Origin of the sequence: Paracoccus benzoatiresistens (assembly GCF_026913015.1) — a bacterium.
GTDB classification, from domain to species: domain Bacteria; phylum Pseudomonadota; class Alphaproteobacteria; order Rhodobacterales; family Rhodobacteraceae; genus Paracoccus; species Paracoccus benzoatiresistens.
Window position 1 is genome coordinate 126,333 of the sequence record NZ_JAPTYD010000002.1, and the last position, 25,947, is coordinate 152,279.

The following is a 25,947-nucleotide window of genomic DNA, read 5'->3' on the forward strand; positions in this document are numbered from 1 at the left end:
AGTTCCCCTATGGCGGCAGCCGGGGGAACTTGGCGAACGCCGTGAATTCAATTGGGGCGGGATACCTCGCCTTCCATCTCGGCCCGGATCTGCTGGCGCAGGATGTCGATCGGGATCATCTTGCCTTCGCGCCGGTAATGCCAATAGGTCCAGCCGTTGCAGCTTGGCGCGCCTTCCAGCGCGGCGCCGACCTGGTGGATCGAGCCCTTGACGTCATTGCCGATCAGGCTGCCATCGGCGCGGACCTTGGCCTTGTGGCGGTTGTTCATGGAGTAAAGCTCTTCGCCCGGGCGCAGCATGCCCCGCTCGATCACCTGGCCGAAGGGGATGCGCGGCTCGGCCCGCTTGGCGCGGGTGGTGGCCAGGGCCTCGGCATCCAGGCGGCGGATGCGGCCGATGCGCTTTTCCGCAACCGTGCGATAGGCTTCCTCGCGCTCGATCCCGATGAAGTCGCGGCCCAGCATCTTGGCCACCGCGCCGGTGGTGCCGGTGCCGAAGAAGGGGTCCAGCACCACGTCACCCGGATTGGTGGTGCCGATGATGACGCGGTGCAGCAGCGCCTCGGGCTTCTGGGTCGGATGGGCCTTGTCGCCCGCCGCGTCCTTCAGCCTTTCGCCGCCGTTGCAGATCGGGATCACCCAGTCCGACCGCATCTGCGTGCCTTCGTTCAGCGATTTCAGCGCCTCGTAGTTGAAGGTGTATTTCGAGGATTCGGATTTCGAGGCCCAGATCAGGGTTTCATGGGCGTTGGTCAGCCGCTTGCCGCGGAAGTTCGGCATCGGGTTCGACTTGCGCCAGATCACGTCGTTCATGATCCAGAAGCCCTGGTTCTGAAGCTCGGCCCCCACGCGGAAGATGTTGTGATAGCTGCCGATGACCCAGATCGCCCCGTGGGGCTTCAGCAGGCGTCGCGCGGCGGCCAGCCAGTCGCGGGTAAAGGCGTCGTAGGAGGCAAAGTTCGAGAACTGGTCCCAATGGTCATCGACCGCATCGACCTTGGAATTGTCGGGCCGGTGCAGGTCGCCGCGCAATTGCAGGTTATAGGGGGGATCGGCAAAGATCAGGTCCACGCTGGCTTCTGGAAGCGCGTTCATCATCTCGATGCAATCGCCTGCCAGAATCTGGTTCAGGGGTAACGGTCGCGCGGCTGCCATGCGCTGATCCTTGGTCTTGATCATCTTTGCCTCAGGGGAAAATGCCGGCTTGGGCCGGTCTGGTATCCCGTTAAAATGATTCAGACCCGAATCGGCGTCAATTTCTTTTTTGAATCAAGAGCTTGCCTCTAGGGCTTTACACAAGATGTTGTGGACCGGCTCGAACGAACGCCTATGATAGGGGGTGACGCCCAAATCTAGCAGCGCCTGCTTGTGGGCGGGCGTGGCGTAACCTGCATTGGCCTCCCAGCCGTATCCGGGATGTTGTTGCGCCAAATCCACCATCAGCCGGTCGCGCGCCACCTTGGCCAGAATGGAGGCCGCGGCGATGGTCACGCAGCGCGCATCGCCCTTCACGATGGCCTCGCCCGGGCAGGACAGGTCGCGGGGCACGCGGTTGCCATCGACCAGCACATGGCAGGGCCGTGTCCGCAACCCTGCGATCGCCATGCACATCGCCAGATGCGCGGCGTGATAGATGTTCAGGCGGTCGATCTCCTCGACGCCGACATGGATGATGCAATGGTCGCAATTGGCGGCCAGCCATTCGGCCAGGGCTTCGCGCCGTTTTGCCGTCAGCTTCTTTGAATCGTTCAGCCCCTCGGGGATGTTGTCGGGGTCCAGCACCACGGCTGCGGCGGTGACGGGTCCGGCAAGGGGTCCGCGCCCGACCTCGTCCACGCCCGCGATGCGGCGGGCGCCACGGGCCAGGGCGGCCAGTTCGAAGCTGAAATCGGGCAGAATCATGCGGTGATGGTTACAGGGGCGATGGTGACCTCTTCAAGGTTCACGCCCTCGCCTTCCCGGTCCACGACCAGGAAATCCGCGGGCCGGTCCAGGGGGGTCAGCACGCCGTGCCAGACGCCAGCGCGCAGGTTCACGCCCATGCCCGCAGGCACCAGGAAAGCGCGCGGCTGGCCGGGCTTGCCGCCATCGTCCGGCGCCACGACCGACATCCAGGGGTCCTGCCCCAGCGGCATGAAGGCCTGGCTGCCCAGCGGATGGCGTTCCAGCAGCGTGCAGTCATGGGGCAGGCTGACGGCTTCGCTGCGGAAGATCGAGATGATCGCCTCGCCCCCTGCGCGTTCCACGGTGGCAAGGGCGTGGTGGCGTTCGCAGCGGCCGGCGTTGATCATGCGGTCGGGCGTGGGCCGCGGGGTCAGCAATTCGCCGAAGGGGGCGAAGGCCTCGGGCGTGACGGGTTCGATGCGGATCGTGGTCATGGGGTCCTCCGACCCGTGTTCTAGCCCGCCGCCGCCAGCCCGTCGAGGATGCGCGCCATGATCGCCCGGCGCGTGGCGGGGCGGCGCAGCAACGCGGCCTCGGCCCGTGCGGCAGCAGCCATGGCCTTGCATTCACCGGGATTTTCGCGCGCCCAGGCCAGCTTTTCGGCGATGTCGACGCAATAGCGTTCCAGCGGGATATAGTGTTTCCACGGCTGGAAGCGGCCTGAATAGAAGACCTCCCACCCGTCCTCCTCGGCCAGCAGCACCGACTGGCCGTCGATGGCGCCAATGAAGTTCGAGCCGTGGTCATAGCCCGTCAGGCACAGCTGATAGCGAAAGCGCCGGAAGAAGGCCCGGTCCTGGCGTGGTGTGCAATAAGGCGCCAGCAGCGGGTCGCGGGCGAAATCGCGCCAGCCCCAGGCCATCACCACGCCCAGGTCGAAGTCGGGGTGCCCCCACCAGCGCCGCAGGAAGGCCAGGCGGTTGGTGTTGCACAGGCGGCCCCAGGCCGCCTGCCGCCGGGCAGGATCATCCCCCGCCTCGGCCAGATCCCGCAGGATGGCATGCGAGGCCGGGCCGGGCCTGACGCCCCCCGTCATTTCGCTGCCCGAGATCATGCCCCGCCAGACGACCTGGTCCAGCTTGTCTTCCCACGGGATCGGGTCAGGCACGGCTTTGGGATCGAAGCCCGGCAGGCCGATGCTGTGCTGGTCGGGCAAGGGCCACAGCACCGCATTCCGCGCGCCTGCGCGACGGTTGTGGCACAAGACCGGGGCAGCCAGCGGATCGCCTTGGGGCGAGCCGAACCAGCGCGAATCCTCCATGTCGATGCGCAGGGCCATGGGGCGGCCAAGGCGCAGGGCGTCGTTGATGACCCCTTCGGCCCGGATGATCTTGAAAGGCCGGTCCGGGGCCGAGACCGCAAGCCGGTCCTGCACCGCAATGCGGCGGGGGGCGCCGTGGCGGTTGCTTACGACGCCTCGCCCGTCCCATGTGGAAAAATATTCCGACAGTCCGCCCTCCTCGCCCGCAGCCGGTTCAAGGCCGCGCAGGCAGAAGGCGGCCACGTCTTCGACATAGGCGGGATCGACCTGTTCGGCGGCAGGCTTGGCCAGAAGCCCGACAAGATCGGCGGGGGGTCCCTTTGGGGCGGGGAACCAGCCCTGCTGCAGGCCGGGATTTGGCATCGGCAGCAGCGGATCCAGCCGTGCAGCCAGATCGGCGGGCGTTTCGCGGTCCAGATCGACGCGGATCAGGCGGGGATCGCCGCCAAAGAAGGCATCGACGGCGGTCAGATGGGCGTGCCAGTCAGCCTCCCACAGGTCGGGCAGGTCGGCCGTGTCGCAGCCGCGGTGATGGGCATGGCAGCCCGCGACGGCGCCGCCGTCGCGGGTCAGGCGGGCGAGGATCCAGTCCTCGGGGCGCCGCAGGGCCAGGATGAAGCGGGCCTGTGGAAAGCGGGCGGCCAGCCAGGGGAAATGCAGCCACGCCTCCAGCGGCGGGCGCCAATGCGGGGCGTGGCGGTAAAGGCCCGAGAACAGCACGGTTCCCGGCCAGTGGCGCAGCGCATCGCCGCCGCCGGCCCTGGAGAACAGGATATCCTCGGCCAGCCGCCCGTTGTCGTGGCAGATCGCGGCATGGCCGTTGCGGCGGAACAGCCGGGCCAGCCGCGCCTCGCCGCACCCATCAGGGCTGATGTGGAAGAACAGCGGCGCAGCCGTCATCCGCCGATCAGACGCCCCCGCCGCGGCAAGAAGATCGTCAGGATCCCCAGGATCGGCAGGAACGAGCAGACAAGGAACACGCGCTCGATCCCCTGCGCGTCGGCCAGCACGCCCAAGGCGGCGGCCGCGATGCCGCCCATGCCGAAGGAAAAGCCGAAGAACAGCCCGGCGATGGTGCCGGTCCGGCCCGGCACCAGTTCCTGCGCGAAGACCACGATGGCCGGAAAGGCCGATGCCAGGATCAGCCCGATGATGATGGCCAGCACCCCCGTCGCCACCAGCCCGACATGAGGCAGCAGCAGCGTGAAGGGCAGCACCCCCAGGATCGAGAACCAGATCACCCGCAGCGGCCCGATCCGGTCGCCGATGATGCCGCCCAGGATCACGCCCGCGGCCATGCCGCCCAGGAACAGGAACAGCATGATCTGCGCGCCCTGCGCGCCCAGCCCGAACTTCTCGATGGTGAAGAAGGTGAAATAGCTGCTCATCGAGGCGGTATAGATGTTCTTCGTGAAGGTCAGGATCGCCAGCACGGCGATGGACCGGATCACGATGTCGCGCCGATAGCGCAGCGTGGTGTCGGCGCGCGCGGTGGCGGCGCGGCGGCGCCCCTCGGCCCAGTGGCCCACATGCCACAGAAGCGCGCCGCCAAGGGCTGCGGCCACGGCGAACCACGCCACCGCCGGGCGTCCCAGCGGCACCACGATGAAGGCCGCCAGCAGCGGTCCCAGCGACTGGCCGAAGTTGCCGCCCATCTGGAACAGCGACTGTGCCGTCCCGAACCGCCCGCCAGACGCCAGACGCGCCACGCGCGAGCTTTCGGGATGAAACACCGCCGACCCGACCCCGATCAGCATCGCCCCCGCCAGCAGCATTGCGTAATGATGCGCAAAGGCCAGCATCAGCACCCCGCAGAAGGTCGAGGCCATGCCGAAGGGCAGCGAGCGGGGCTGCGGATGCCGATCGGTCGCCATGCCGATCAGCGGCTGCAGCAGCGATGCCGTGACCTGGAAGGCGAAGGTCATCACCCCGATCTGCGCATAGGTCAGCGAGAATTCGACCCGCAGCAGCGGATAGATGGCCGCCAGCATCGACTGCATCACGTCGTTGATCATGTGGCACAGGCTGATCGCGGTCAGGATGCCCCAGGCTGTGCCAGCGGCTGCCCCGGGATCGGCGGTGGTGGCGTCGGCGCGCATCGTTCCCCCTGCGATAAACCTGCAGATCATGCAATAGCAGCCGCATCGCAGGGTGCAAGCGGACTGTCGCCTGCCGCCACAGCGATGCGCGATCCCTGAACCCGTCACTGTCGATTTGGACAGCTTCCTTTTGCGTCAACTGTTTACGACATTAGGCGGGTTATATGTTTCGAGTTTCATAGTTTAAAAATGGCAAAGATACCCGGAAACCTTGTCCGGTCGCTGCGCGCATCAGGCGCGTCTGGCAGCGGCAGGCGCATGAACACGTGGCAATCGGTCCGCGCGGATGTTCTGGAACGGATCCGGAGCCGGGAATGGCCACCCGGCGAACTGATCCCCACCGAACAGCAACTGGCGGTCAGCCTAGGCTGCGCGCGCGCCACCGTGAACCGGGCGCTGCGCGAATTGGCCGACAGCGGCATCATCGAACGGCGGCGCAAGGTCGGCACGCGCGTGGCCGCGACCTCGGCCCGGCGCACGGTGCTGGACATGCCTGCGATCCGCACCGAGATCGAGGCCATGGGCGCCGTCTATGACTATCGCCTGTCCGGCTTCACGACCTGCCTGCCGACCGAGGCTGCCGCGCACGCCTTGCAGGTTTCTCCGGGCGAGGAGCTGGTGCGGGTCAAGGCGACCTATACCGCCGACGGCCAGCCCCATTGCTGCGAGGCGATCTGGCTCAATCCGCGGATCTTGCCGCCGCTGACCCGACAGGACGTGGAACACCAGTCTGCCCATGAATGGCTGGCAAGCCAGGTGGCGCTGACCCATGGCCGGTTCTCGATTCTGGCGGATGCGGCCAGCGGCGATTGCGCGCGCCATCTGGGGATCGACGAAGGCACCCCCGTCCTGACGATCGAGCGCACGAACTGGAGCGATACGACCCCCGTGTCCTTCGCCCGCCAGTCCTATCCGCCGCAGCACCGGCTGGTGTCCGAGGATTAGGGCCAGCTGGCCAAGGCCGGGAACAGCGCCAGCGCGGCCAGGACCAGAAGGTCCGCGAACAGGAACCGCGCGACCCCCGCAAGGATCGTGCCGGACGGGATGGTCCTGATGGCCGTGGCGACAACGGTGACGATCAGCCCGTAGGGCGGCAGGATCAGCGCGATTTCCACCAGCTTGACCAGGACGATCCCGGCCCAGACGGCGTCAAGGCCCCATGATTCCGCCAGCGCCAGCACGAAGGGCATGAGCAGGACCAGCATCGCCACGGGCTCGGCCACCAGCCCCAGGGCCATGCATGTCAGGCCAAGCAGGGCAAGGACCGCCAAGCGAGGCAGGCTTTCGGCCGCCCAGTCCGCCAGCGAGGCGGGAATGCCGGTGGTATCCAGAAAGGACAGGAACAGCCGCGCGGCGATCAGCAGCAGCACGATCCTGGCGGTCTGCTCCAGGGTCTCGCGCAGGGCCAGCCACAGCGCCTCGGGCGTCAGGCGGTGCTGGACCAGGCCAAAGGCCAGCGTCAAGGCCAGGCAGATCGCCACAGCGGCCACCGGGGTCAACGAACCGTAATGGATACCTCCGACCAGGATCGCGAAAAGAACCGGCGCCGGCCAGACCGCGCGCAGCGCAGCGGTCGGCGTGATGGCCAGGGGCTGCGGCAGGGGCGCGGCTTGCGGATCGCGCCAAACCCACCACAGGACAACCGCGACCATCCCCGCTAACGACAGAAGCGCAGGCAGCAGCCCCGCCAGGAACATCGCGCCCACCGGCGTGCCCGACAGCAGCCCCCAGACGATCAGCAGCATCGACGGTGGCAGCAGCGCGCCAAGCGTGCTGCCCATGGCGACCGAGGCCCCGGCCAGACCCGGATCATGACCCGCGCGCAGCATCGGGGGAATGGCGATGCGCGACATGGTGGCGGCGCAGCCCAGGGATGATCCCGATGTCGCGGCAAAGCCCGCGCAGCCCCCGATCGCCGCCAGGGCAAGACCGCCGCGCCGCTCTTGCAGGATCACCGCTGCCGCGTCATGCACGCGCGTGGCAAAGCCCGCGTAAAAGGCGGTGTTTCCCAGCATCAGGACCAGCGGGACCAGCAAAAGGTCGGGCGCCGACAACAGCGCCGCCACCGGCGGCCAGGCCCGATCCAGGCTTCCCGACCAGGCCAGCCCGGCGCCGGCCGCCAGCATCAGCGCCAGGGCGACCGGCATGCGCAGGGCCGTCAGCAGGACCGCCGCCGCCATCGCGGCCAGGCCGGCCATCCCCATTCCCTCGCCCGTCACCCTGTCCCCGGATATGCTTCGCTGGCGGCAGGCTATGCCGCGGGGGCGGCGAACTCAAACGGGAATTGACCGAAATGTGACCGCCGGTCTATCTGGCGATTTCGCGCAAGACCCCCAATGCTGCGCCCATGCCGACGGAGACTCCCATGCCGCGCCTTTTGCCCCGATTCCCGCTTGCCCTGGTGCTTGCGTCGCTTTGTGCCGTGCCTGTGCAAGCCCGGACCGACAAGCCCTTCCTGGCGGCCGATGTGGAGGCCGCAAGCTACAACGGCGGCGATCTTCCCCCGGGCCGCTCGGCCCTGACGACCAAGGTGCAGGTGCTGCTGGACAGGTCCGGGATCTCGCCCGGCGTGATCGACGGCTTCAAGGGCGGCATGAGCCAGAGCGCGATCATGGCCTTCGAGCGGCGGTCCGGCCTGCCCATCGACGGGGTGATGGATCCGCATGTCTGGAACCTGCTGCAATCCTTTGCCGCGCAGCCCGCCACCCAGGACTATACGATCACGGCCGAGGATGCCGAGGGTCTGGCCGAGTCGATTCCGACCGATTATGCCGAAAAGGCGAAGATGCCTGCCATGGCCCATACCAGCGTCGCCGAACGCCTGGGCGAGCGCTTCCACATGGACGAGAAGTTCATCGCCCTCCTGAATCCCGGCATCGACCTGGTTCCGGGCGCCACGATCAAGGTCATCAATCCGGGATCCCGGATGCGCGGCACCGTTGCGCGCATCCTGGTGGACGTGAACACGCGCCGGGTGGCGGGCTTTGACGCCAATGGCAGGCTGCTGGTGGACTTTCCGGCGACGATCGGGTCGTCGGCCACGCCTTCGCCCTCGGGCAACCACCATGTGGCGACGGTCGCGCTGAACCCGAACTATACCTATGACCCGAAGAAGAACTTCCAGCAGGGCGACAACGACAAGGTGCTGGTGGTGCCGCCGGGACCGAACGCGCCGGTGGGCACCGTCTGGATCGGGCTGTCCAAGCCGACCTATGGCATCCACGGCACGCCCACGCCCTCGCAACTGTTCCGCAACCAGTCCATGGGTTGCGTGCGGCTGACCAACTGGGACGCCGAGGAACTGGCGCATATGGTCAAGGCCAACACCACCAAGGTCGAGTTCCTGCCCGCAGGCGTCACCATCGCCGACGCCACCGGAGCCGCAGCGGCCGAGACCCCGCCGGCCGAGCCGCTGGAAACCCCCGAGGTCGTGACACCCGCCGCGACCGCGGCAGAGCCCGCCGCGACCGCCGCGCCGGAAGAGCAGCTTGATTACCCGGATCCGCTGGCCGCCAAGCGCGCCCGGCCCGAGCCGGTCTACGAGAACACGACCGAGGAGGACGCAGAGGCCCTGCCGGCCGATCCGCTGTCCGAGGCGCTGACCGGCGCCCTGCCCGACGGCTTTGTCGTTCCGCCCGTCGCGGAACAGCCATGATCCGGGCGGGCGCGATCCTGCTGGCGCTGGCCGTGACGCTGTCCCCCGCCACCGCGCAGGACCGCCCGCCCGAACGGCCCGAGGAGGCCGCGCCCCCGCCCGAGGCAGCGGCCGAAGCCACACCCCCGGCGGCTGAGATGTTCGGCCCACCCCCGCCCCCTGCCTGGTGGATGCTGCGCGAAACCGATCAGGAGCTTGCCGCCTGCAAGCTGGCGCTGTCCTATCTGGGCGCGGTCCATGCCGACCAGCCGCCCATCACCGACCCCGAGGACCCCGACTGCGGCATCGCCCGGCCGATCAGGGTGGACCGGATCCTGCCCGACCTGGTTCTGGAAGGCGGCGCCGTGATGCGCTGCGACACGGCCCGGGGGCTTGGCTTCTGGGCGCGCGACTTCCTGCGCCCGGCGGCGGCCATGCTGCCGGGGGCGCCGCGCGTCACCGGACTGCAACTGGGCACGACCTATGACTGCCGCCCGCGCATCGGCACCGGAGAGGAACGCCCGAAACTGTCCGAGCACGCGCTTGGCAACGCCATCGACATCGCCGCCATCCAGTTCGACGGGGCCGAGCCGCTGCTGATCCAGCCGCGCGCCGATACGGGCGACCTGCCCGAGGCGTTCCAGCGCACCATCCGCGCAGCCGGCTGCCTGTTCTTCACCACGGTGCTTGGCCCCGGCTCGAACGAGGCGCATGACGACCACCTGCATCTGGACGTCGCTGCCCGGCGCGGTGGCTGGCGGCTGTGCCAATGAAGCGTATCGGCGTCAGCGGCTGACCCGCTCCAGATCCAGATAGGACGGATCGAAGCGCGCCAGCAGCACCAGCCCTTTCCAGTCCACGATGGTGATGTCGGATCCCGACCAGCGGATCAGGCCGCGATCCCGCAGGTCGCGAACCGCGCGGTTCACATGGATCGGCGAATAGCCAAGGATATCCGCCAGTTCGCGCTGCAGCAGCGGCAGTTGGAACTGCCCGTCCGCGGCAACGCCCACGGCGTTCAGGCGCGTGTAAACCTCGCACAGAAGATGGGCCAGATGCGCGCTGGACCGCAGCGATGCCGCGGCGACCAGCCATTGCCGGTGGATCGCCGCATCGATCAGCGTCGCCATCCACAGAAGCCGGGTCAGATGGGGAAAATTCCTGGAAATCTCGGCCAGTTCGGAATGGTCGATGAATTCCGCCTCGACAGGCCCGACGGCAATGATGGAATGGTCCAGCCTGGACAGGACGAAGGAATGAAGATCGACAAAGTCGCCCGGCACGTGCAGCGCCGTGATCACGCGGTCGTCGGGCCGGCCAACCAGTCGATTCGACCGCGCGGATATTCCACGCAGCATCATGCAGCAGCCGGTCGGGCTGCTGCCGGCCGGAACCATCACCTCACCCGCGGCAAAGCTGGCATGCTCCGTCTTGATCGACCGGAGGCGTTCCAGATCCTGGGGGGACAGATTGTCACGCAACTGAAGATAACGGACAAAATATTCGGTGATTGCCAATTCCGTCCCCTTGTTTTGGCAGAAGACAGTTGCAAATCGCGTTGCACGGCGCAATGGGCGGGTTCTTCAACCTAACATTCATTAAGCGAACTCAACCGCTTGCCGCCCTGCTCAACTTCGCGCGGGCTGACGCAGATTGCCTTGAACCCGCAATGCCGCGGCAAGTTCCACAAAACTTTCCGGGACCCCTGCCGCCTTCCGCGTCACGAAATCGTCGAGTTGTGGAAAAAGCCTTACGGCCTCGTCCAGGCGGGGATCCGAGCCGGGCGCGTAAAGGCCTGCCCGAATCATCAGTTCGGACTCGGCATAGGCGCCAAGGGCAGCCCTGGCCTTGCCGATCATCCTGTTCTCGTCGGCGGTGGCGGCATCGGGCAGGGACCGTGACACGGATCTGACCACGTCGATCGCCGGAAAGCGTCCGCGCTCAGCAATCGTGCGATCCAGCACCACGTGGCCGTCAAGGGTGCCGCGCAGGATGTCGGCCACCGGCTCCTCCATATCCGACCCCGCGACCAGCACGCTGAAGATGCCGGTGATGTCGCCCGTCCCTTCGACACCCGGCCCCGACCGCTCGGCCAGGGCCATGATCAGGTTCGAGACCGAGGGCGGAAAGCCCCGGTAGCTGGGAGGTTCCCCCGCGGCCAGGGCGATCTCGCGGTGCGCCTCGGCAAAGCGGGTGATCGAATCGGCCAGGAACAGCACGTGGCGGCCCTGATCGCGGAAATGCTCGGCCACCGCCATCGCGGCCCAGGCACAGCGCCGCCGGATCAGGGGCGAACGGTCCGAGGTCGCGGCCACGATCACCGCCCGCGCCATCCCCTCGGGTCCCAGGGTCTTTTCGACGAATTCGCGCAGCTCGCGTCCCCGTTCGCCGATCATGGCAATGACCACGACATCGGCCTGCACGCCCCTGGCCAAGCCTGACAGCAGCGTTGACTTGCCGACGCCCGATCCGGCGAACAGCCCGATCCGCTGGCCCGTGACCAGCGGCAGCAGCGTGTCGAAGACGGCGAAGCTTGTTGAAAGGCGCGCGCCCAACCTTTTGCGGCAAACTGCGGGCGGGGCCTCGCTGCGATAAGGGCGCGGCTCGCGGCCCATGGGCAGGGGGCGGCCGTCCAGCGGCTGGCCCAGGGGGTCGATGATTCGCCCGACCCAGGCATTGCAGGGGGCGATGGTCGGGGCGAACAGCAGCTCGACCTCGGCCCCGACCGACAGCCCTTCGGTGTCGCCCTCGGGCAGCACATCGGCATGGCGCGGCGCAAGCCCCACCACTTCGCCCGTCACCTTTCCTTTCTGCAGGGAAATCAGCACCCTGTCACCGACCGACGCATGGCTGTTCAGCCCCTCGACCCGGATCAGGCCGGCCTGCATCGAATGCACCCGGCCGAAATGCCGGGCAATGCGCAGATCGGCGATCCGCGCCGCGATCGAGGTCAACTGGTCCATCCCTGCCCTCCGTTTTTTCAAGCCGCAAACGGTTTCTAAACGAATCGCGGTTAAGACCGAGTTATCGCCAATGAGGAGAAGCCTCATGTTTGAAAAGATCGAAATGATGCGCATGGCCCGTGCCCTGGGCCATCATGCGAGCCAGCGGCAGATCGCCGTCGCCCGCAATATCGCCAATGCCGACACCCCCGGCTTCAAGGCCGAGGACGTGGCCTCCTTCACCGACAGCTACCGCGCGGCGTCCGAACCGCTGCGCACCACCGATCCGCGCCACCTGGCCGCCCCCGACTGGTCTCCCGCCGACCGCCGCACGCTGGCCGAAACCGGCGTGTCGCCCAACGGCAACTCCGTTTCGCTGGAGGAGGAGATGCTGAAGGGGGCCGAGGTCAAGCGCAGCCACGACCTGTCGCTTGGCATCTACAGCTCGGCCTTGGATCTGATGCGCACCAGCATCGGGCGGAGGGCGTGATGGACCGGTCCGTATCCGCCCTGCACCTGTCTGCATCGGGCATGCGCGCCCAGGGCGAACGCATGCGCCACACGGCCGAGAACATCGCCAATGCCGACACGCCCGGCTATCGCCGCAAGCTGGTCACCTTCGAGGAAGCGGTGCGCTTCGGCCGCCCGACCGGAGAGGTCGAGGCATCGAAGCCGCGGCTGGACCAGGGCGAGCTGCCGCGCCTCTACGATCCCTCGCATCCGCTGGCGGACGAGGATGGCTACTACCTCGGCTCGAACGTCGATCTGGTGATCGAGATCGCGGATTCCCGCGAGGCAGGCCGCAGCTACGAGGCCAACCTGAAAATGTTCGAGCAGACGCGCCAGATGGGCGCGTCGCTTCTGGAACTTCTGCGTCGCTAGAAAGGGTCGCCCATGTTCACCAGTCTGAATGCAGCCACTGCCTATTCCGCCGCCCGCACCGCCGTGGCGCCGGGCCAGCCCGCCCCCGCCGTGCAGGCGCTGTCGAACGCCGCCGAGGATTTCGCGGCCCAGATGGGCAAGGTCGACCAGGTCGCGACCGGGGCCATGACCGGCCAGGTGGAAACCCACCGCCTGGTCCAGACCATCGCCGAGGCCGAGATGGCGATGGAGACCGTGGTCGCCATCCGCGACAAGGTGGTCGAGGCCTACCAGGAAATCCTGCGGATGCCGGTGTAGGCATGGACGAGACGCTGCTGTTCGACATGCTGCGCCAGGCGCTGCTGATCTCGGTCCGGATTTCGGCTCCGATGCTGGCCGTGGCCCTGATCGCGGGCGTCGTGATCGGGCTTTTCCAGGCCCTGACCTCGGTCCAGGAGATGACGCTGACCTTCGTGCCCAAGGTCGGGCTGATGCTGGGCGTCTTCTGGGTCTCGATGAGCTTCATGACCACTGCCCTGTCCGATTTCTACATCGGCCAGATCATCCCCCTGATCGCGGGAAGCTGACGCCATGGACAACGCGACCTATGCGACGCTGACCCGTCAGTCGGGCCTGATGGCCGAGATGCGCGTGGTGGCCAACAACATCGCCAACGCCAACACCACCGGCTTCCGGCGCGAGGGCGTGATCTTCGCCGAGCATCTCTCGGCCCTGGACCGCAGCGGCGACACGCTGTCCATGGCCCATGCCCGCGGCCGGACGCTGGACCTGGGCCAAGGCGTGCTGACCCAGACGGGCGGCAATTACGACCTGGCGATCGAGGGCGAGGGCTTTTTCCTGGTCGAGACGCCGGACGGCAACCGCCTGACCCGCGCGGGGGCTTTCCTTCCTTCGGCCGAGGGCGAGCTGATGACGGCGGACGGCTTCCGCCTGCTGGACGAAGGCATGGCGCCGATCATCGTGCCAGCAGGCGCCAGCGGCGTGGCGGTCGGCGCGGACGGAACCCTGTCCGCCAATGGCGTCGCCTTCAGCAGGATCGGCGTCTTCACCGCGCCCGAGGATGCGCAACTGACCCATCAGGGCGGCACCTCGTTCACGACCGACGACCTGCCCGAGCCGGTCGAGGACCCCCGCATCCGCCAGGGCTTTCTCGAGGAATCCAACGTCGATTCCGTCTTCGAGATCACCCGCATGATCGAGGTCCAGCGCGCCTACGAGCTGGGCCAATCCTTCCTTGACCGCGAAGATCAGCGCATCCGCACCACGATCACGGTCATGACCCGCTGAAAGGACCCCCGATGAGAGCCCTGCAGATCGCTGCGACCGGCATGAGCGCGCAGCAGACCCGTGTCGAGGTCATCTCGAACAACCTCGCCAACATGTCCACCACCGGCTACAACGCCCGGCGCGCCGAATTCGCGGACCTGCATTACCAGCAGGCGACCCGCCCCGGCACGGTGACGGCGGCGGATGGCACCGTCATCCCGGCGGGCGTGCAGCTGGGCCTTGGCGTGCGCCCCACGGCGGTCAGCATCAACCTGCAGCAGGGCGCGCTGACCCAGACGGGCGGCGACCTGGACCTCGCCATCGACGGCGACGGCTATATCGAGGTGACGCTGCCTTCGGGCCTTTCGGCCTATACGCGCGACGGCGGGCTGAAGCGGTCCCCGGACGGGCTGATCGTGACCTCGGACGGCTACCCGGTCGTGCCTGGCGTCACCATCCCGGACGACGCCGGCACCATCTCGATCAATGCCGCGGGCGAGGTTTACGCCTATTTCAGCGACCAGGTCGAACCCGAGATGCTGGGACAGCTGACGCTGGCGGGCTTTTCCAACGAAAAGGGCTTGGAGGCCATCGGCTCGAACCTGTTCCTGGAAACCGCCGCATCGGGCACGCCCCAGGTGACGACGCCGGGCCAGGACGGGCTCGGCACGCTGCGGCAAGGCTATCTGGAGGACAGCTCGGTCGATTCCGTGCGCGAGATCACCGAGCTGATCAAGGCGCAGCGCGGATACGAGCTGAACGCCAAGGTCATCACCGCCGCCGACCAGATGCTGGCGGCCACCACGCAGGTGCGCTGATGCGCTGGCTGGTGCTTTTGCTGGCCCTGTCGGCCCTGCCCGCCCAGGCCGCCGTGCTGGCCGCCGCGCGCACGCTGCCCGCGGGCACGGTCATCACCGCGGCCGACCTGCGCGCCGTCGATGGCGACCGGCCCGGCCTGTCGGACCCTTCCCAGGCGATCGGGCTGCAAACCCGAATCACCATCCAGGAAGGCCGCCCGCTGCAGGCATCCCTGCTGCAGGCGCCGAAGCTGATCTCTCGCAACCAGATTCACCGGCTGGTCTTCCAGCGCGGCGCGCTCCGCATCGTGACCGAAGCGCGGACCCTGTCCGACGGCGCCGCAGGCGATGTGATCCGCGTCATGAACCTCGAATCGCGCGCCACCCTCAGCGCCACCGTCCAGCCGGACGGCAGCCTGATGGCCGTAAAATAACCCAAGGACACCCCGATGAAACCGACCGTCCTGATCTGCCTGGCCCTTGCCGTGAGCGCCTGCGCGCGCGCCGACCACATGGGCAGGCCGCCCACCCTGACCTCTCCGCGCAACAGCGAGGAGTTCATCGCCATGACCAACCCTCCGCTGGAGATCCCGGTGGATTCCGGCCGGCCCGAGGCTGCGGCCTCGCTCTGGGCGGGGACCACGTCCTCGCTGATCAGCGACCGGCGCGCGGCCAATCGCGGCGACATCCTGACCGTGGTGATCGAAATCGACGACGAGGCGCAGATGACCAACACCTCGGGGCGCAGCCGCCAGTCGGGCGAAAGCGTCAGCATTCCGCAGATGATCGGCATCCCGCAGCGGCTGAACGAAAGGCTGCCCGAGGGCGCCAGCTTCGACAATCTGGCCGAGGCCGAAGCCTCCTCGACCTACAAGGGCAGCGGCAACATCACGCGTCGCGACAAGCTGACCCTGCGCGTGGCCGCCACCGTGATCGACCAGCTGCCCAACGGCACCCTGCAGATCGAGGGCACGCAGGAAGTGCGCGTGAACTATGAACTGCGCGAGCTGACCGTCAGCGGCTTCGTGCGCCCCGCAGATATCGACCGCAGCAACGAGATCGCCTATGACCGCATCGCGGGGGCGCGCATCTCCTATGGCGGGCGCGGGCAGATCAACGATGTGCAGCAACCCCGCTTCGGCCAGCAGCTTGCCGACGTGATCCTGCCCTACTGAGGCCGCCCATGAAGAAGATCCTGACCCTGCTGGTCCCGGTCCTGGCCCTTGTCGGAGGCGTTGCGGCGGGCGAGATGCTGCGTCCGGGCGCCGACGGCGCCACGCATGCCTCTGCCGAGGCGCATGGCAGCGCGGACGCCGACGGTCACGACACCACGGAGGCCCCGCCGGCCGCGGACCATGGCGGCAGCCATGCAGGCTCCGGCGATCAGGGGGGCGGCCATGACAGCGGAGGGCATGGGACTGCGGCGGCCGAGGGATGGTTCACCTTCCCGACCCAGTTCTTCGTCCCGCTGATGCGCAATGGCGACATGGGGGCGGTGATGATCCTGACCCTGTCGATCGAGACGGGCGGCGCCGACCTGCCCGCGATGAAGCAGCAGGAACATCGCCTGCGCGACGCCCTGCTGCGGGAACTGCTGATCCATGCCAATACCGGCGGCTTCGACGGCAACTTCACGTCGGAAGCACGGCTGGCCCCCTTGCGTGAGCGCCTGCAAAAAGCCGCCCAGGCCAGCACGGATCTGACCGTCAAGGCGGTGCTGATCGAGGATATCGCGCGCCAGGCAGGCTGACGGTTGCATCGGATCGGCCGGCAGGGCAGAAACCGGCCCTGCCCCATCAAGGACCTGCCGGTGGACCGCCCGACCTCCTCAGCCCGCGACGATACCGTGACGATCCTGCTGGCCAGCCATCAAGGCGCGGCCTTTATCGGGGCACAGTTGCAAAGCATCGCCGACCAGACCCATGGGAACTGGCGGCTGATCGTGTCGGATGACGGATCGAAGGACGGGACGCGCGACATCGTTGCCGGCTTCGCGGCCTCGCGCCCCGCGGGGCAAGTCCAGTTGATCGACGGACCCCGACGGGGCGCTACCCAGAACTTCCTGCACCTGCTGTCTGTTGCGCCGGATGGGATAATTGCCTTCTGCGACCAGGACGATGTCTGGTTCCCCGACAAGCTGGCCCGCGCCTGCCGCGCACTGGCACCCCATGACGGCCCCGTCCATTACGCCGCCCGGACGATCATCACGGATGATGGCCTTACCCCGGTGGCCGAGTCGCGCCACTTTCCCCGGCCCTTGGGCTTTCGCAATGCGCTGGTCCAGGCCATCATGGCGGGCAATACCTCGGTCTTCAACGCGGAAGCCGCGGCGATCCTGCGGTGCTGCGTCGGGCCGGCGCAGGATCATGACGTCCAGTCGCATGACTGGTGGGCCTATCAGGTCACTGCAGGCGCAGGGGCCGTGCTGCTCCACGACAAAAGGCCCGCGCTGTTCTATCGCCAGCACGGCCGAAGCGAGATGGGCCGGAACGACACGGTTCGGGCCATGTCGCAGCGGATCGCGATGCTGCTGGCGGGCAACTATGGCGGCTGGCTGGCCGCCAACCACGCCGCGCTGGATGCGGTCCGGTCAGAGCTTCTGCCCGAAAATCGCCGCATCCTCGACAGCTTCGGCGCGGCGCTGCACCAGGCGGGGCCGGTCGCAGCCCTGACCCTGGCCCGCATCGGCCTTTACCGCCAGACGCGGGCCGGAACGGCTGCGTTCTATGGGGCGGCCCTGATGGGCCGCCTGCGTCAGTGCGGCCCCAGGAGGCTCATGAGATAGCGGCCGTAGGCGTTCTTCGAGAACTTCTGCGCCTGTACGCGCAAGGCATCCTCGTTGATCCAGCCGGCCTCGAAGGCGATCTCCTCGGGGCAGCCGGTCTGCATGCCCTGGCGCTTTTCCAGCGTGCGCACGAAATTGCCCGCATCCAGCAGGCTGCCATGGGTGCCGGTATCCAGCCAGGCAAAGCCCCGGCCCATCTTTTCGACCGTCAGGCTGCCATCGTGCAGATAGCTTTCCAGAAGCGTGGTGATTTCAAGCTCGCCCCGCTCGGACGGCTTGACCTGCCTGGCGCGCTCGGACGCGGTGCCGTCCAGGAAATAAAGTCCGGTCACGGCGAAGTTCGAGGGCGGCAGTTCCGGCTTTTCGATGATCGCCCGCACACGGCCGTCCGACTGGAAGTCCACGACGCCGTAGCGCTCGGGGTCGGACACGCGATAGCCGAAGACGGTGCCGCCGCTGTCGCGCCCGTCGGCTGCCTGCAAAAGCTCGGGCAGGCCGTGGCCGAAGAAGATGTTGTCGCCCAGCACCATGGCGGATGGCGCCCCCGCCAGGAACTCCTCGGCCAGCAGATAGGCCTGCGCCAGCCCGTCGGGCGAAGGCTGGACGATCCATTCGAAGCGCAGCCCCCATTGCCCGCCATCGCCCAGCAACCGCTGGAACTGCGCCTGATCCTCGGTGGTGGTGATGATCGCGATCTCCCGGATGCCGGCCAGCATCAGCACGCTGATCGGGTAATAGATCATCGGCTTGTCATAAAGCGGCAGAAGCTGCTTCGAGACCCCCATCGTGATCGGATAAAGGCGCGTCCCGGACCCTCCCGCCAGAATGATACCCTTGCGTGCGGTCATGTCATGTATCCCAAGTGCTTCAGAACAGTGTCGAGATCGGCCCGCCAGTCAGGTCGATCGATGCCGAAATCCTGCGCGATGCGCGCGCAATCCAGACGCGAATTGGCCGGTCGCCGCGCCGGGGTCGGATAGTCGCTGGCCGGAATGTCGCGCACCTCGCAGGCAAGGCCCGCCCGCGCGAATATCTCGCGCGCGAAGCCGGCCCAACTGATGTCGGGTGCCCCGGCAAAGTGGTAAAGCCCGCCCTTTTGCCGATCGGCCAGCATCTGGCGCGTCATTTCCAGCAGGGCGGCCGCGATCCGGCCGGCCTCGGTCGGGCCGCCGATCTGATCGGCCACGACATTGAGCTGATCCCGCTCGGTCCCAAGGCGCAGCATCGTCTTGACGAAATTCGCCCCGTCGGGGGAAAACACCCAGGAGGTGCGGAGCACGACCCATTGCCCGCCTGCCTCCGCCACCCGGCGCTCGCCCTCAAGCTTGCTCCGGCCATAGACCCCCAAGGGCGCCGTCGCGGCATCCTCGTTCCGCGCCGTGTCGCCCGAGCCGTCGAAGACATAGTCCGTCGAGACATGCAGGAAGGGAATGCCCAGGTCGGCGGCGGCCTGAGCCACCACGCCAGGCGCGGTCGCATTCAGCATCTGGGCTGCCGCGACATCCGTTTCCGCCTTGTCGACGGCCGTATAGGCCGAGGCATTGATGATCGTGGCCGGCCGCAGGTCGCGGATCCTTGCCACCACGGACTGAGGATCGGACAGGTCGGCATCGGCCCGACCCCAGAAGGTCGCTTCCGGCGCCTGCCGCACCAGCGCCTGTGCAAGCTGCCCGGATTTCCCCAGAACAAGCAAGCCGTTCATTGGGTCTGCCCGAGACGCTGGCCGACCCCGTCTCGGGCCAAAAGCGGCTGCCACCAGTCGCGGTTCTGCAGATACCATTCGACGGTCCGCCGCAGCCCCTCCTCGACCGTGACCGAAGGGCGCCAGCCCAGTTCCGTGCGGATCCGGGCCGGGTCGATGGCATAGCGGCGGTCATGGCCGGGCCGGTCGGTGACAAAGGTGATCAGGTCGGCATGGGGCGCGCCTTCGGGATGCATCTCGTCCATATGGGCGCAGATGGTGCGCACCAGGTCGATGTTCTTGGCCTCGTTCTCGCCGCCGATGTTGTAGCTGCGGCCAAGTTGCCCCTTCTCGACGACCAGCAGCAGAGCATCGGCATGATCCTCGACATAAAGCCAGTCGCGCACATTGCCACCATCGCCATAGACCGGGATCGGCTCGCCCGCGAGGGCCTTCAGGATGACGACCGGAACCAGCTTTTCGGGGAAATGGTAGGGGCCATAGTTGTTGGAACAGTTGGTCAGCACGACCGGCAGGCCATAGGTCTCGTGCCAGGCACGCACCAGATGGTCCGAGCCCGCCTTGCTGGCGGAATAGGGACTGCGCGGGTCGTAGGGCGTGGCTTCGGTGAACTGCCCGGTTTCGCCAAGCGAGCCGAAGACCTCGTCGGTCGAGATGTGGTGGAAGCGGAAGCCTTCGGGGCGGCCGCGTTCGATCCAGTAGGTGCGCGCGGCCTCCAGCATGTTGAAGGTGCCGATCACGTTGGTCTCGATAAAGGCGGCAGGGCCGTCGATCGACCGGTCGACATGGCTTTCGGCGGCCAGGTGCATGACGGCATCGGGTTGGTGCGCGGCAAAGACCCGGTCCAGCGCGGCCCGGTCGCGGATGTCGACATGCTCGAAGTGATAAAGGGGGCTTTCAGCCGACTCGGCCACATTCGCGGGATTGGCGGCATAGGTCAGGGCATCGACATTGACGACCTCGTGCCCGCGCCGGACCGCAAGCCGGACCACGGCCGATCCGATGAACCCGGCGCCGCCGGTAACGAGAATCTTCATGCAGCACCTTTGTATTCGAAGGGAGAGTGCCAGTCGGCAAAAGCAGGGGCATCCCGGTCCTTGTCGGAAAGCACGGGGTCGTCAACCCCCCAGTCGATGCCAAGACTGTCCCATCGGACCGCCCCGTCGCTGGCCTTGTCGTAATGGGCCGTGCATTTGTAGACGATCTCGGTATCTGCTTCGCGCGTGACGAAGCCATGCAGGAAGCCGGGCGGGACCCATAGCTGCCGGCCATTCTCGTAGGACAGCTCGACCCCCACCCATTGGCCATAGGCCGGGCTGCCGCGGCGTCCATCGACCGCAATATCCAGCAATGCCCCGCGCCCGCAGCGCACCAGCTTGCCCTGCGCAAAGGGCGGGGCCTGATAGTGAAGCCCGCGAACGGTCCCCACACGGCGCGACATCGAATGGTTGTCCTGGACGAAATCCGGCAGGGTCACGCCAGCCTCGGACAGGGTCTTCCGGTTCCAGCTTTCCGAGAAAAAGCCCCGCTCATCGCCAAAGCGCGCAGGTGTGATGACAAGAACATCCGGCAAGGCGGTGGCTTCTATCTTCATGAGATCAATCCAGGGCTGGAAACACCGCGTATCGTCTATGCGATGGCGCCGGCACTGTCACTCGCCTTATGCAAGAATTCCGGACGGCCTCATTCGATGATCAGATCGGCATGCAAGGCCCCCGCCGCATGGATCGATTTCAGGATGTCGATCATCTCTCTCGGGCGGACCCCAAGCGCATTCAGCCCTTCGACCAGATCGCTGAGCGAGGTTTCCCCCGCGACCTCGGCAAATCCGATGCCTGGCTCGTTACGCAGTTCGGCCACTGTTCGCGGCACGGTGACGGTCTCGCCCCGCGCGAAGGGGTTGGGCTGGGCCACCATCGGCGCCTCGCTGACCTGCAAGGTCAGGGCGCCCTGCGAAACGGCGACCCGAGAGATGCGCACACGCTCGCCGATGACAATGGTGCCGGACTTGTGGTCGATGACCACCTTGGCGCGGTCCTCGGGCTCGACCATCAGGTTTTCGATCCGGCCAAGCACGCGGGCGGGATTGACATCGCCCAGTTGGCGGAACTCGACCAGGACCGTGCCGCTGTCCTGCGTGACGGCGACGCGCCGATCGAAGTCACGGTTGATGGCGTCCTCGATCCGGGTCGCGGTGGTGAAATCGGCATTGCGCAGGGCGACGCGGATATTCTCGATGCCGGCGAAATCGAACTCCACCTCCCGCTCGACCCGCGCCCCGACCGGGATCTTGCCCGAGGTCGGCACCCCCTCGACCACGCGAGCGGCTTCCCCCTCGACCGCTGCGCCGCTTGCAATGATCGAGCCTTGGGCCACGGCATAGATGTTGCCGTCGGCGGCCTTCAGCGGCGTCATCACCAGCGTCCCGCCCAACAGGCTTTTCGCGTCGCCGATGGTTGACACACCGACGTCGATGCGGCTGCCCGACCGTGCAAAGGGCGGCAGCGTGGCGGTAACCACGACGGCGGCGACGTTGCGGGACCGCAATGCCTCGTCCGTGACGTTGACGCCAAGCCGTTCCAGCAGACCGGCCAGCAGTTCCTCGGTAAAAGGCGCGTTGCGGAAGCCGTCGCCGGTACCATCCAGGCCCACCACCAGGCCATAACCGACCAGATCGTTGCCCCGCACCCCATCGAAATCGGCCAGATCCTTGACCCGGACCGGCGCCGCCGCGGCAATGACCGGCAGCAGCGCCACGACAATCATCGCAAACAGGCGCCGCATCAGATGTAATCCGCCAGCTTGAGCTGCGACAGGCGCCCGATCACGGAGTAGAGCATCTGCAGCTTCGTTTCGGCATCGCTGATCGCGGTGGATGTCGCGAAGGGATCCGCCTCGCGCAGGGTGTTGCGCGCGGTTTGCAGCGTGGCCGTGGCCGCATCTCCCTGGGTCCGGGCGCTGGCGATGACCTGCTGGGCATAACCGACGCGCGACATTTCGGCGATCAGGGCGGATGAGTTGTCCATCAGGGCCTTGCCAGCACTTGCCAGCAGTTCCTGCCCTTCCTGCAGGTTGGCGGCCAAGGCACCGCGATCGAGCAGCGCGGCGGTCGCAAGGCCCTTCAGGCTGTCGCGGATCGAGGGCGACAAAGCGGTCGTTGTCAGGCTGAGGGTGGTATCTTCGCCGATCGGCATCAATTGCCCCCCTGCGCCCCCGCGATAGGCGACATCGGCGAAACCGCCCGAAGGCGCGTCGAACCAGCCCGACACGGCCTGCGCGACATCCTCGGCCGTGGTCAGGCCCGATACCAGCGTTGTCAGTTCCGACAGGATCACCTCGGCCGAGGCCAGCGGGAGCGTATCGCTGGCGGTCCCCGAGAACAGGAACCGCTGCCCGACTGCGCCGTTCAACTGCCCGATCGCGGTCTGCAAGAGCGACGCCGCTTCGGCCGACCGGGCGGCAGCCAGGCCTTCGGTGGACGCGGCAGGGGCGGCATACAGATTCTGGCCCAGCTGCGCGGTCGCCGATTGGATCGCGCTCAGGGCGTCCTGCATGCCCTTGGTGTGGGCCGCTGCTTCGGCCGCATTGCTTTGGAACTGCGACAGAATGGCCAGCCGCGCCTCGATCCCGGCCAGGTTCTGGGTGTTGCCACCCAGCCTTGCGCCCAAGTCGGAAACCTCGCCGCTGGAAAGCTCGGCAGTGAGGGTCGCCAGCGTGGTCTTGATCCGGCTGGACGCGGATTGCATGGCGAAGGCGCGCGCCTGGTCCCCGATGGATTGCACCGTCATCGTCAAATCTCCAGTATCTGGTCCATCATGGTCTGGATGGCCTGAATGACCCGCGCATTGGCGGCATAGGCCTGTTCGTATTGCAGCAGCTTCTGCATCTCGGCGTCGCTGTCCACGCCATCCGCCGCCAGGCGACTGGTGATCGTATCGGCCTGGCTGTTGATGACCGCCGCCTCGGATTGGGCGTTCACGCGCGTGGTCGCGATCCGGGATTCCACCGCCCCGAGGCGGTCGGCAAGCGAGGCCTTGCCGCTGAAACCCGTTCCCGCCGTGGCAGTCGTCGCGGCGTCCAAGGCATCCGACATGGCGACCAGCAGCGAGGCATCCCCCACGGCCCCGGGGGTCGCGGCCCCCAGGCCCGCGCGAATGCGCCATGCCTCGCCACCCGCGCTTTCCACGACGGCATCGTTGACGCTGATCCGCCCCGCAAGCCCGGTCTTGTCTGCCGCGCTGGCCCGCGCGTCGCCGTCGGTGAAAAGCCCCGCCGAACTCGCCGTCAGCGTGGGATCGACCGCCGGATTCGCCAGACGGCCGTGCAGATCAAGGGCAATGTCGTCCAGCAGGTCTTGCGCCGCAGGAGCCAGTTCGTCACGGATCGCGAAATTCGCGGCCAGCGAGCCCCCTGCATAGAGCTTCATCTGCGACTGCGTCAGCTCCGCCCCGTTCTGGACCAGCATGGACAGCCCCGACCCGGCGGTCCTGTCGGCCGTCACCTGCCCCGCCGCCGTGAAGGACAGTTCGGTTGGCATGGTGCCGTCCAGCAGGACCGCGCCCTCTGCCGTGAACAGCGCGACCGCGCCGGCCGTCCGCGTCACCTCTTGCACCGGGACGATCTTGGCGATCTCGCCGATAATGCCTTGCCGCTGGTCGTAAAGCGACGACGGGTCCGAACCGTCGGCTTCCAGCACGGCGATCTTGCGATTCAAATCCGCCACCTGGGCCAGCGACTTGTTCAGGGTGGCGATATCCGAAGCGATGGCCTGGTCGGCCGCGCTGCGCGCGGCCTGAACCTCGTCCGAGGCGGCGTTCAGCCTGTCGGCCAGCGCGGTGGCCTTGTCGACCACCTGCGTCAAGCGGATGTCGTCGTCAGGCCGGCTGGCCGCCGAGGAGAGGGCCGTCCGGAAATCACTGAGCGCCGAGCCCAGGCTGCCGGTGTTGCCGGCAATGCCGACCGCCTCCTCGATCCGGGTCGCGAAGTCCAGGCGCGTGGCGGCATTGGCGCGCGCGGCCTCGGCCAGGCGCGATTCGGACAGGACACTTGCATTGACCGCGCGCGTCACTCCGTCGACCCGCACGCCCCCGGCATTGCCGCCCGCCGTCTGGGCGCTGACTGCCAGGTCCCGCCGGGCATAGCCCGGGGTCGAGGCGTTCGCGATATTGGCCGCAACGGTTTCGGTTCCCCGCGCGGTGGCGGTCAGGCCGGACAAGGCATTTCCCAAGGCGCGCGCAATGCTCATGGCGTCGGTCCTTTCAGCGCTTGATGCTTGTGGTTTCCTGCAGCATCTCATCCACCGTCTGGATGATTTTCGCGTTCGACGAATAGGCCCGCTGCGTCTGGATCAGGTGGGTCAGTTCCTCGGCCACGTCGGTGGTCGATTCCTCCAGCGCATAGCCCTGGACCGAGCCCGTCGGCCCATCGCCCGCATCCCACAGGAAGAAGCCCCCCGAGGTGGGCGAGATCGTGAAAGCCTGCGAATCCACCGAGGTCAGGCCGTTCGGGTTGGGCACGTCCACCAGCGGGATCTGGTACAGCGTCTTGACGAAGCCGGTGTCGTAGCTGGCCTTCAGGAAGCCGTCGGCGTCAACCTCGACCGTGGTCAGGTTTCCGACCGGAGAGCCGTTCTTGGTTATGTTCGTGGGCGAGAAGCTAGCCGAGAGCTGGCGCAGCCCGGTCGTGCCGCCCGGCGTGCCGATGACCAGATCCATCGGGCCACCCGCGACATTCAGCCCGATCGTCCCGGTATCGGGGTCATAGGCGCCGCCGCTGATCGCCGTCACGCTGGCAATGCTGCCCCCGTTCGCCTGGCTGTCGTCGAAGGTGATCCGGTATGATCCGACCAGGTTCGACGCCGGGTCCGAGGCAGAATCGCGAACCTCCATCACCCAGGTGTTGGACATGCCGGTCGCATCCGACGTGTCGGGAACAAAGGTGATGTTCAGCGATTCGGACGTGCCAAGGTTGCCATAATATTCGACCTTCAACGCCAGCGGATCGCCGGATGCGCCAGGCATCGTCTCGGTCGCGGGCAGGTTCACGCCCAGCGACACCTGGGTCGTGGGATCGCCCGCCGTCTGGTTGGCGCTGATCTGAACGGGCACCAGCCCGCCCATCGTGTCGCGCGACATCAGGGGGACGGTTCCGTCCGCCTGCGCGGGCCAGCCCATCAGGACCAGCCCCGACCCGGTCTTCAGGATCCCGTCGGCATCGGTCCGGAACGATCCCGTGCGGGTCATCATGAACGGGAGGTCCGTGAAGCCGTTGTCGAGATCCACCGCCGAGGTCACCGGCAGCATTCCGCGCCCGGATATGGCGATGTCCAGCGGATGCGTCGTGGTCGAAAGCGCCCCGTCATCCTCGATCACGCGATAGGTCGAGGCGCTGACGCCCCCCGCCGAGTACATCCCCGCGACGCGATGCTGGTTCAGCACGAAGGCGTTGAAGTCGGTTTCCATCCGCTTGTAGCCATAGGTGCCCGAGTTCGCGATGTTGTCGGAGATCGTCGCAAGCCGGGTGGAATTCGCCGCCAGCCCCGAGACACCGGCGCTCATTGCGGAAGACATTGACATGGCATCACCTTCTTGTGGTTCGATCCGGATCATCCCTGTCAGGGCTTAAGATTCGCCTAAC

Annotated in this window: 29 protein-coding genes; 13 read left to right on the plus strand and 16 right to left on the minus strand. The window is 67.1% G+C overall.

Features of this window, described 5'->3' with window-relative positions; all coding sequences use genetic code 11:
• Nucleotides 1-47: 47 nt before the first annotated feature.
• The 5 genes from OU682_RS02630 to OU682_RS02650 form a co-directional block, all read right to left on the minus strand.
• On the minus strand, nt 48-1,178 hold the full coding sequence (locus tag OU682_RS02630) for a site-specific DNA-methyltransferase (protein WP_268940511.1): 1,131 nt from the start codon (nt 1,176-1,178) through the stop codon (nt 48-50).
• A gap of 90 nt (nt 1,179-1,268) precedes the next feature.
• On the minus strand, nt 1,269-1,901 hold the full coding sequence (rnhB, locus tag OU682_RS02635; RefSeq protein WP_268940512.1) for a ribonuclease HII: 633 nt from the start codon (nt 1,899-1,901) through the stop codon (nt 1,269-1,271).
• Nucleotides 1,898-2,377: an ureidoglycolate lyase gene (locus tag OU682_RS02640; RefSeq protein ID WP_268940513.1), complete on the minus strand. Its 480-nt coding sequence runs from the start codon at nt 2,375-2,377 to the stop codon at nt 1,898-1,900. Before OU682_RS02640 ends, rnhB begins: the two co-directional genes overlap by 4 nt.
• A gap of 20 nt (nt 2,378-2,397) precedes the next feature.
• Nucleotides 2,398-4,104 carry a glycosyl transferase family 90 gene (locus OU682_RS02645; protein ID WP_268940514.1) on the minus strand — a complete coding sequence of 569 codons (1,707 nt, stop codon included), beginning with the start codon at nt 4,102-4,104 and terminating at the stop codon, nt 2,398-2,400.
• The gene (locus tag OU682_RS02650; protein ID WP_268940515.1) at nt 4,101-5,303 is read right to left on the minus strand and encodes an MFS transporter; all 1,203 of its coding nucleotides are present in this window, start codon (nt 5,301-5,303) and stop codon (nt 4,101-4,103) included. The genes OU682_RS02645 and OU682_RS02650 overlap by 4 nt, the downstream gene beginning before the upstream one ends.
• 258 nt (nt 5,304-5,561) lie before the next feature.
• Here OU682_RS02650 and hutC point away from each other — a divergent pair, with 258 nt between their 5' ends.
• Nucleotides 5,562-6,248 carry a histidine utilization transcriptional repressor HutC gene (gene hutC / locus OU682_RS02655; RefSeq protein ID WP_268940516.1) on the plus strand — a complete coding sequence of 229 codons (687 nt, stop codon included), beginning with the start codon at nt 5,562-5,564 and terminating at the stop codon, nt 6,246-6,248.
• Here the strand turns inward: hutC and OU682_RS02660 are convergent.
• Complete coding sequence (locus OU682_RS02660) at nt 6,245-7,501, minus strand: TRAP transporter large permease subunit (RefSeq protein ID WP_268940517.1); 1,257 nt, start codon at nt 7,499-7,501, stop codon at nt 6,245-6,247. The genes hutC and OU682_RS02660 overlap by 4 nt on opposite strands.
• 167 nt (nt 7,502-7,668) lie before the next feature.
• On the opposite strand from OU682_RS02660, the gene OU682_RS02665 reads away from it, so the two are divergent.
• Nucleotides 7,669-8,958, plus strand: a complete 1,290-nt coding sequence (locus OU682_RS02665; RefSeq protein WP_268940518.1) for a L,D-transpeptidase family protein — start codon at nt 7,669-7,671, stop codon at nt 8,956-8,958.
• Nucleotides 8,955-9,710 (plus strand): extensin-like domain-containing protein, encoded by a 756-nt coding sequence (locus OU682_RS02670; protein ID WP_268940519.1) that lies wholly within the window; start codon nt 8,955-8,957, stop codon nt 9,708-9,710. Before OU682_RS02665 ends, OU682_RS02670 begins: the two co-directional genes overlap by 4 nt.
• Nucleotides 9,711-9,722: 12 nt before the next feature.
• Here the strand turns inward: OU682_RS02670 and OU682_RS02675 are convergent, their stop codons facing one another.
• Nucleotides 9,723-10,454 carry a Crp/Fnr family transcriptional regulator gene (locus OU682_RS02675; RefSeq protein ID WP_268940520.1) on the minus strand — a complete coding sequence of 244 codons (732 nt, stop codon included), beginning with the start codon at nt 10,452-10,454 and terminating at the stop codon, nt 9,723-9,725.
• Between the two features lie 111 nt (nt 10,455-10,565).
• Entirely contained in the window at nt 10,566-11,900 is a 1,335-nt protein-coding gene (locus tag OU682_RS02680; protein WP_268940521.1) for a FliI/YscN family ATPase, read from the minus strand.
• 85 nt (nt 11,901-11,985) lie between these two features.
• Between OU682_RS02680 and OU682_RS02685 the strand changes: the two genes are divergently transcribed.
• From OU682_RS02685 to OU682_RS02730, 10 genes are read left to right on the plus strand one after another with little or no spacing between them, the layout of a single operon-like run.
• Nucleotides 11,986-12,369, plus strand: a complete 384-nt coding sequence (locus tag OU682_RS02685) for a FlgB family protein (RefSeq protein WP_268940522.1) — start codon at nt 11,986-11,988, stop codon at nt 12,367-12,369.
• Complete coding sequence (flgC, locus tag OU682_RS02690) at nt 12,369-12,761, plus strand: flagellar basal body rod protein FlgC (RefSeq protein ID WP_268940523.1); 393 nt, start codon at nt 12,369-12,371, stop codon at nt 12,759-12,761. Before OU682_RS02685 ends, flgC begins: the two co-directional genes overlap by 1 nt.
• Before the next feature lie 12 nt (nt 12,762-12,773).
• Nucleotides 12,774-13,058, plus strand: a complete 285-nt coding sequence (gene fliE / locus OU682_RS02695; protein WP_268940524.1) for a flagellar hook-basal body complex protein FliE — start codon at nt 12,774-12,776, stop codon at nt 13,056-13,058.
• A 2-nt stretch (nt 13,059-13,060) separates the two neighbouring features.
• Nucleotides 13,061-13,327: a flagellar biosynthetic protein FliQ gene (locus tag OU682_RS02700; protein ID WP_268940525.1), complete on the plus strand. Its 267-nt coding sequence runs from the start codon at nt 13,061-13,063 to the stop codon at nt 13,325-13,327.
• Between the two features lie 4 nt (nt 13,328-13,331).
• Nucleotides 13,332-14,048 (plus strand): flagellar hook-basal body complex protein, encoded by a 717-nt coding sequence (locus tag OU682_RS02705; protein WP_268940526.1) that lies wholly within the window; start codon nt 13,332-13,334, stop codon nt 14,046-14,048.
• A gap of 11 nt (nt 14,049-14,059) precedes the next feature.
• Nucleotides 14,060-14,845 carry a flagellar basal-body rod protein FlgG gene (flgG, locus tag OU682_RS02710; protein WP_268940527.1) on the plus strand — a complete coding sequence of 262 codons (786 nt, stop codon included), beginning with the start codon at nt 14,060-14,062 and terminating at the stop codon, nt 14,843-14,845.
• Nucleotides 14,845-15,258, plus strand: a complete 414-nt coding sequence (gene flgA, locus OU682_RS02715; protein ID WP_268940528.1) for a flagellar basal body P-ring formation chaperone FlgA — start codon at nt 14,845-14,847, stop codon at nt 15,256-15,258. Before flgG ends, flgA begins: the two co-directional genes overlap by 1 nt.
• A 15-nt stretch (nt 15,259-15,273) precedes the next feature.
• A complete protein-coding gene (gene flgH / locus OU682_RS02720) occupies nt 15,274-15,999 on the plus strand; it encodes a flagellar basal body L-ring protein FlgH (protein WP_268940529.1) in 726 nt (241 codons plus the stop codon).
• Nucleotides 16,000-16,007: 8 nt separating this feature from the next.
• On the plus strand, nt 16,008-16,574 hold the full coding sequence (locus OU682_RS02725; RefSeq protein ID WP_268940530.1) for a hypothetical protein: 567 nt from the start codon (nt 16,008-16,010) through the stop codon (nt 16,572-16,574).
• A 60-nt stretch (nt 16,575-16,634) separates the two neighbouring features.
• On the plus strand, nt 16,635-17,609 hold the full coding sequence (locus OU682_RS02730; RefSeq protein ID WP_268940531.1) for a glycosyltransferase family 2 protein: 975 nt from the start codon (nt 16,635-16,637) through the stop codon (nt 17,607-17,609).
• On the opposite strand, the gene rfbA is transcribed toward OU682_RS02730, so the two are convergent.
• The 8 genes from rfbA to OU682_RS02770 all read right to left on the minus strand — a co-directional run bounded on the left by rfbA (nt 17,579) and on the right by OU682_RS02770 (nt 25,886).
• Nucleotides 17,579-18,457: a glucose-1-phosphate thymidylyltransferase RfbA gene (gene rfbA / locus OU682_RS02735; RefSeq protein WP_268940532.1), complete on the minus strand. Its 879-nt coding sequence runs from the start codon at nt 18,455-18,457 to the stop codon at nt 17,579-17,581. The genes OU682_RS02730 and rfbA overlap by 31 nt on opposite strands.
• Nucleotides 18,454-19,311, minus strand: a complete 858-nt coding sequence (gene rfbD, locus OU682_RS02740; RefSeq protein WP_268940533.1) for a dTDP-4-dehydrorhamnose reductase — start codon at nt 19,309-19,311, stop codon at nt 18,454-18,456. Before rfbD ends, rfbA begins: the two co-directional genes overlap by 4 nt.
• Nucleotides 19,308-20,348: a dTDP-glucose 4,6-dehydratase gene (gene rfbB / locus OU682_RS02745; RefSeq protein ID WP_268940534.1), complete on the minus strand. Its 1,041-nt coding sequence runs from the start codon at nt 20,346-20,348 to the stop codon at nt 19,308-19,310. Before rfbB ends, rfbD begins: the two co-directional genes overlap by 4 nt.
• Nucleotides 20,345-20,905 (minus strand): dTDP-4-dehydrorhamnose 3,5-epimerase, encoded by a 561-nt coding sequence (rfbC, locus tag OU682_RS02750; RefSeq protein ID WP_268940535.1) that lies wholly within the window; start codon nt 20,903-20,905, stop codon nt 20,345-20,347. Before rfbC ends, rfbB begins: the two co-directional genes overlap by 4 nt.
• Before the next feature lie 89 nt (nt 20,906-20,994).
• Complete coding sequence (locus tag OU682_RS02755; protein WP_268940665.1) at nt 20,995-22,077, minus strand: flagellar basal body P-ring protein FlgI; 1,083 nt, start codon at nt 22,075-22,077, stop codon at nt 20,995-20,997.
• 17 nt (nt 22,078-22,094) lie between these two features.
• Complete coding sequence (locus OU682_RS02760; RefSeq protein WP_268940536.1) at nt 22,095-23,099, minus strand: flagellin family protein; 1,005 nt, start codon at nt 23,097-23,099, stop codon at nt 22,095-22,097.
• Nucleotides 23,100-23,101: 2 nt separating this feature from the next.
• A complete protein-coding gene (gene flgK / locus OU682_RS02765) occupies nt 23,102-24,556 on the minus strand; it encodes a flagellar hook-associated protein FlgK (RefSeq protein ID WP_268940537.1) in 1,455 nt (484 codons plus the stop codon).
• Nucleotides 24,557-24,569: 13 nt separating this feature from the next.
• The gene (locus tag OU682_RS02770) at nt 24,570-25,886 is read right to left on the minus strand and encodes a flagellar hook protein FlgE (protein WP_268940538.1); all 1,317 of its coding nucleotides are present in this window, start codon (nt 25,884-25,886) and stop codon (nt 24,570-24,572) included.
• Between the last annotated feature and the right edge of the window lie 61 nt (nt 25,887-25,947).

Excerpts from the sequence above, each read along its gene's own strand:
- OU682_RS02630 (WP_268940511.1), bottom strand. The coding sequence starts at position 1,178 with ATGATCAAGACCAAGGATCAGCGCATGGCAGCCGCGCGACCGTTACCC.
- rnhB (WP_268940512.1), bottom strand. The coding sequence starts at position 1,901 with ATGATTCTGCCCGATTTCAGCTTCGAACTGGCCGCCCTGGCCCGTGGC.
- OU682_RS02640 (WP_268940513.1), bottom strand. The coding sequence starts at position 2,377 with ATGACCACGATCCGCATCGAACCCGTCACGCCCGAGGCCTTCGCCCCC.
- OU682_RS02645 (WP_268940514.1), bottom strand. The coding sequence starts at position 4,104 with ATGACGGCTGCGCCGCTGTTCTTCCACATCAGCCCTGATGGGTGCGGC.
- OU682_RS02650 (WP_268940515.1), bottom strand. The coding sequence starts at position 5,303 with ATGCGCGCCGACGCCACCACCGCCGATCCCGGGGCAGCCGCTGGCACA.
- hutC (WP_268940516.1), top strand. The coding sequence starts at position 5,562 with ATGAACACGTGGCAATCGGTCCGCGCGGATGTTCTGGAACGGATCCGG.
- OU682_RS02660 (WP_268940517.1), bottom strand. The coding sequence starts at position 7,501 with ATGGCCGGCCTGGCCGCGATGGCGGCGGCGGTCCTGCTGACGGCCCTG.
- OU682_RS02665 (WP_268940518.1), top strand. The coding sequence starts at position 7,669 with ATGCCGCGCCTTTTGCCCCGATTCCCGCTTGCCCTGGTGCTTGCGTCG.
- OU682_RS02670 (WP_268940519.1), top strand. The coding sequence starts at position 8,955 with ATGATCCGGGCGGGCGCGATCCTGCTGGCGCTGGCCGTGACGCTGTCC.
- OU682_RS02680 (WP_268940521.1), bottom strand. The coding sequence starts at position 11,900 with ATGGACCAGTTGACCTCGATCGCGGCGCGGATCGCCGATCTGCGCATT.
- OU682_RS02685 (WP_268940522.1), top strand. The coding sequence starts at position 11,986 with ATGTTTGAAAAGATCGAAATGATGCGCATGGCCCGTGCCCTGGGCCAT.
- flgC (WP_268940523.1), top strand. The coding sequence starts at position 12,369 with ATGGACCGGTCCGTATCCGCCCTGCACCTGTCTGCATCGGGCATGCGC.
- fliE (WP_268940524.1), top strand. The coding sequence starts at position 12,774 with ATGTTCACCAGTCTGAATGCAGCCACTGCCTATTCCGCCGCCCGCACC.
- OU682_RS02700 (WP_268940525.1), top strand. The coding sequence starts at position 13,061 with ATGGACGAGACGCTGCTGTTCGACATGCTGCGCCAGGCGCTGCTGATC.
- OU682_RS02705 (WP_268940526.1), top strand. The coding sequence starts at position 13,332 with ATGGACAACGCGACCTATGCGACGCTGACCCGTCAGTCGGGCCTGATG.
- flgG (WP_268940527.1), top strand. The coding sequence starts at position 14,060 with ATGAGAGCCCTGCAGATCGCTGCGACCGGCATGAGCGCGCAGCAGACC.
- flgA (WP_268940528.1), top strand. The coding sequence starts at position 14,845 with ATGCGCTGGCTGGTGCTTTTGCTGGCCCTGTCGGCCCTGCCCGCCCAG.
- flgH (WP_268940529.1), top strand. The coding sequence starts at position 15,274 with ATGAAACCGACCGTCCTGATCTGCCTGGCCCTTGCCGTGAGCGCCTGC.
- OU682_RS02725 (WP_268940530.1), top strand. The coding sequence starts at position 16,008 with ATGAAGAAGATCCTGACCCTGCTGGTCCCGGTCCTGGCCCTTGTCGGA.
- rfbA (WP_268940532.1), bottom strand. The coding sequence starts at position 18,457 with ATGACCGCACGCAAGGGTATCATTCTGGCGGGAGGGTCCGGGACGCGC.
- rfbD (WP_268940533.1), bottom strand. The coding sequence starts at position 19,311 with ATGAACGGCTTGCTTGTTCTGGGGAAATCCGGGCAGCTTGCACAGGCG.
- rfbB (WP_268940534.1), bottom strand. The coding sequence starts at position 20,348 with ATGAAGATTCTCGTTACCGGCGGCGCCGGGTTCATCGGATCGGCCGTG.
- rfbC (WP_268940535.1), bottom strand. The coding sequence starts at position 20,905 with ATGAAGATAGAAGCCACCGCCTTGCCGGATGTTCTTGTCATCACACCT.
- OU682_RS02755 (WP_268940665.1), bottom strand. The coding sequence starts at position 22,077 with ATGATTGTCGTGGCGCTGCTGCCGGTCATTGCCGCGGCGGCGCCGGTC.
- OU682_RS02760 (WP_268940536.1), bottom strand. The coding sequence starts at position 23,099 with ATGACGGTGCAATCCATCGGGGACCAGGCGCGCGCCTTCGCCATGCAA.
- flgK (WP_268940537.1), bottom strand. The coding sequence starts at position 24,556 with ATGAGCATTGCGCGCGCCTTGGGAAATGCCTTGTCCGGCCTGACCGCC.
- OU682_RS02770 (WP_268940538.1), bottom strand. The coding sequence starts at position 25,886 with ATGTCAATGTCTTCCGCAATGAGCGCCGGTGTCTCGGGGCTGGCGGCG.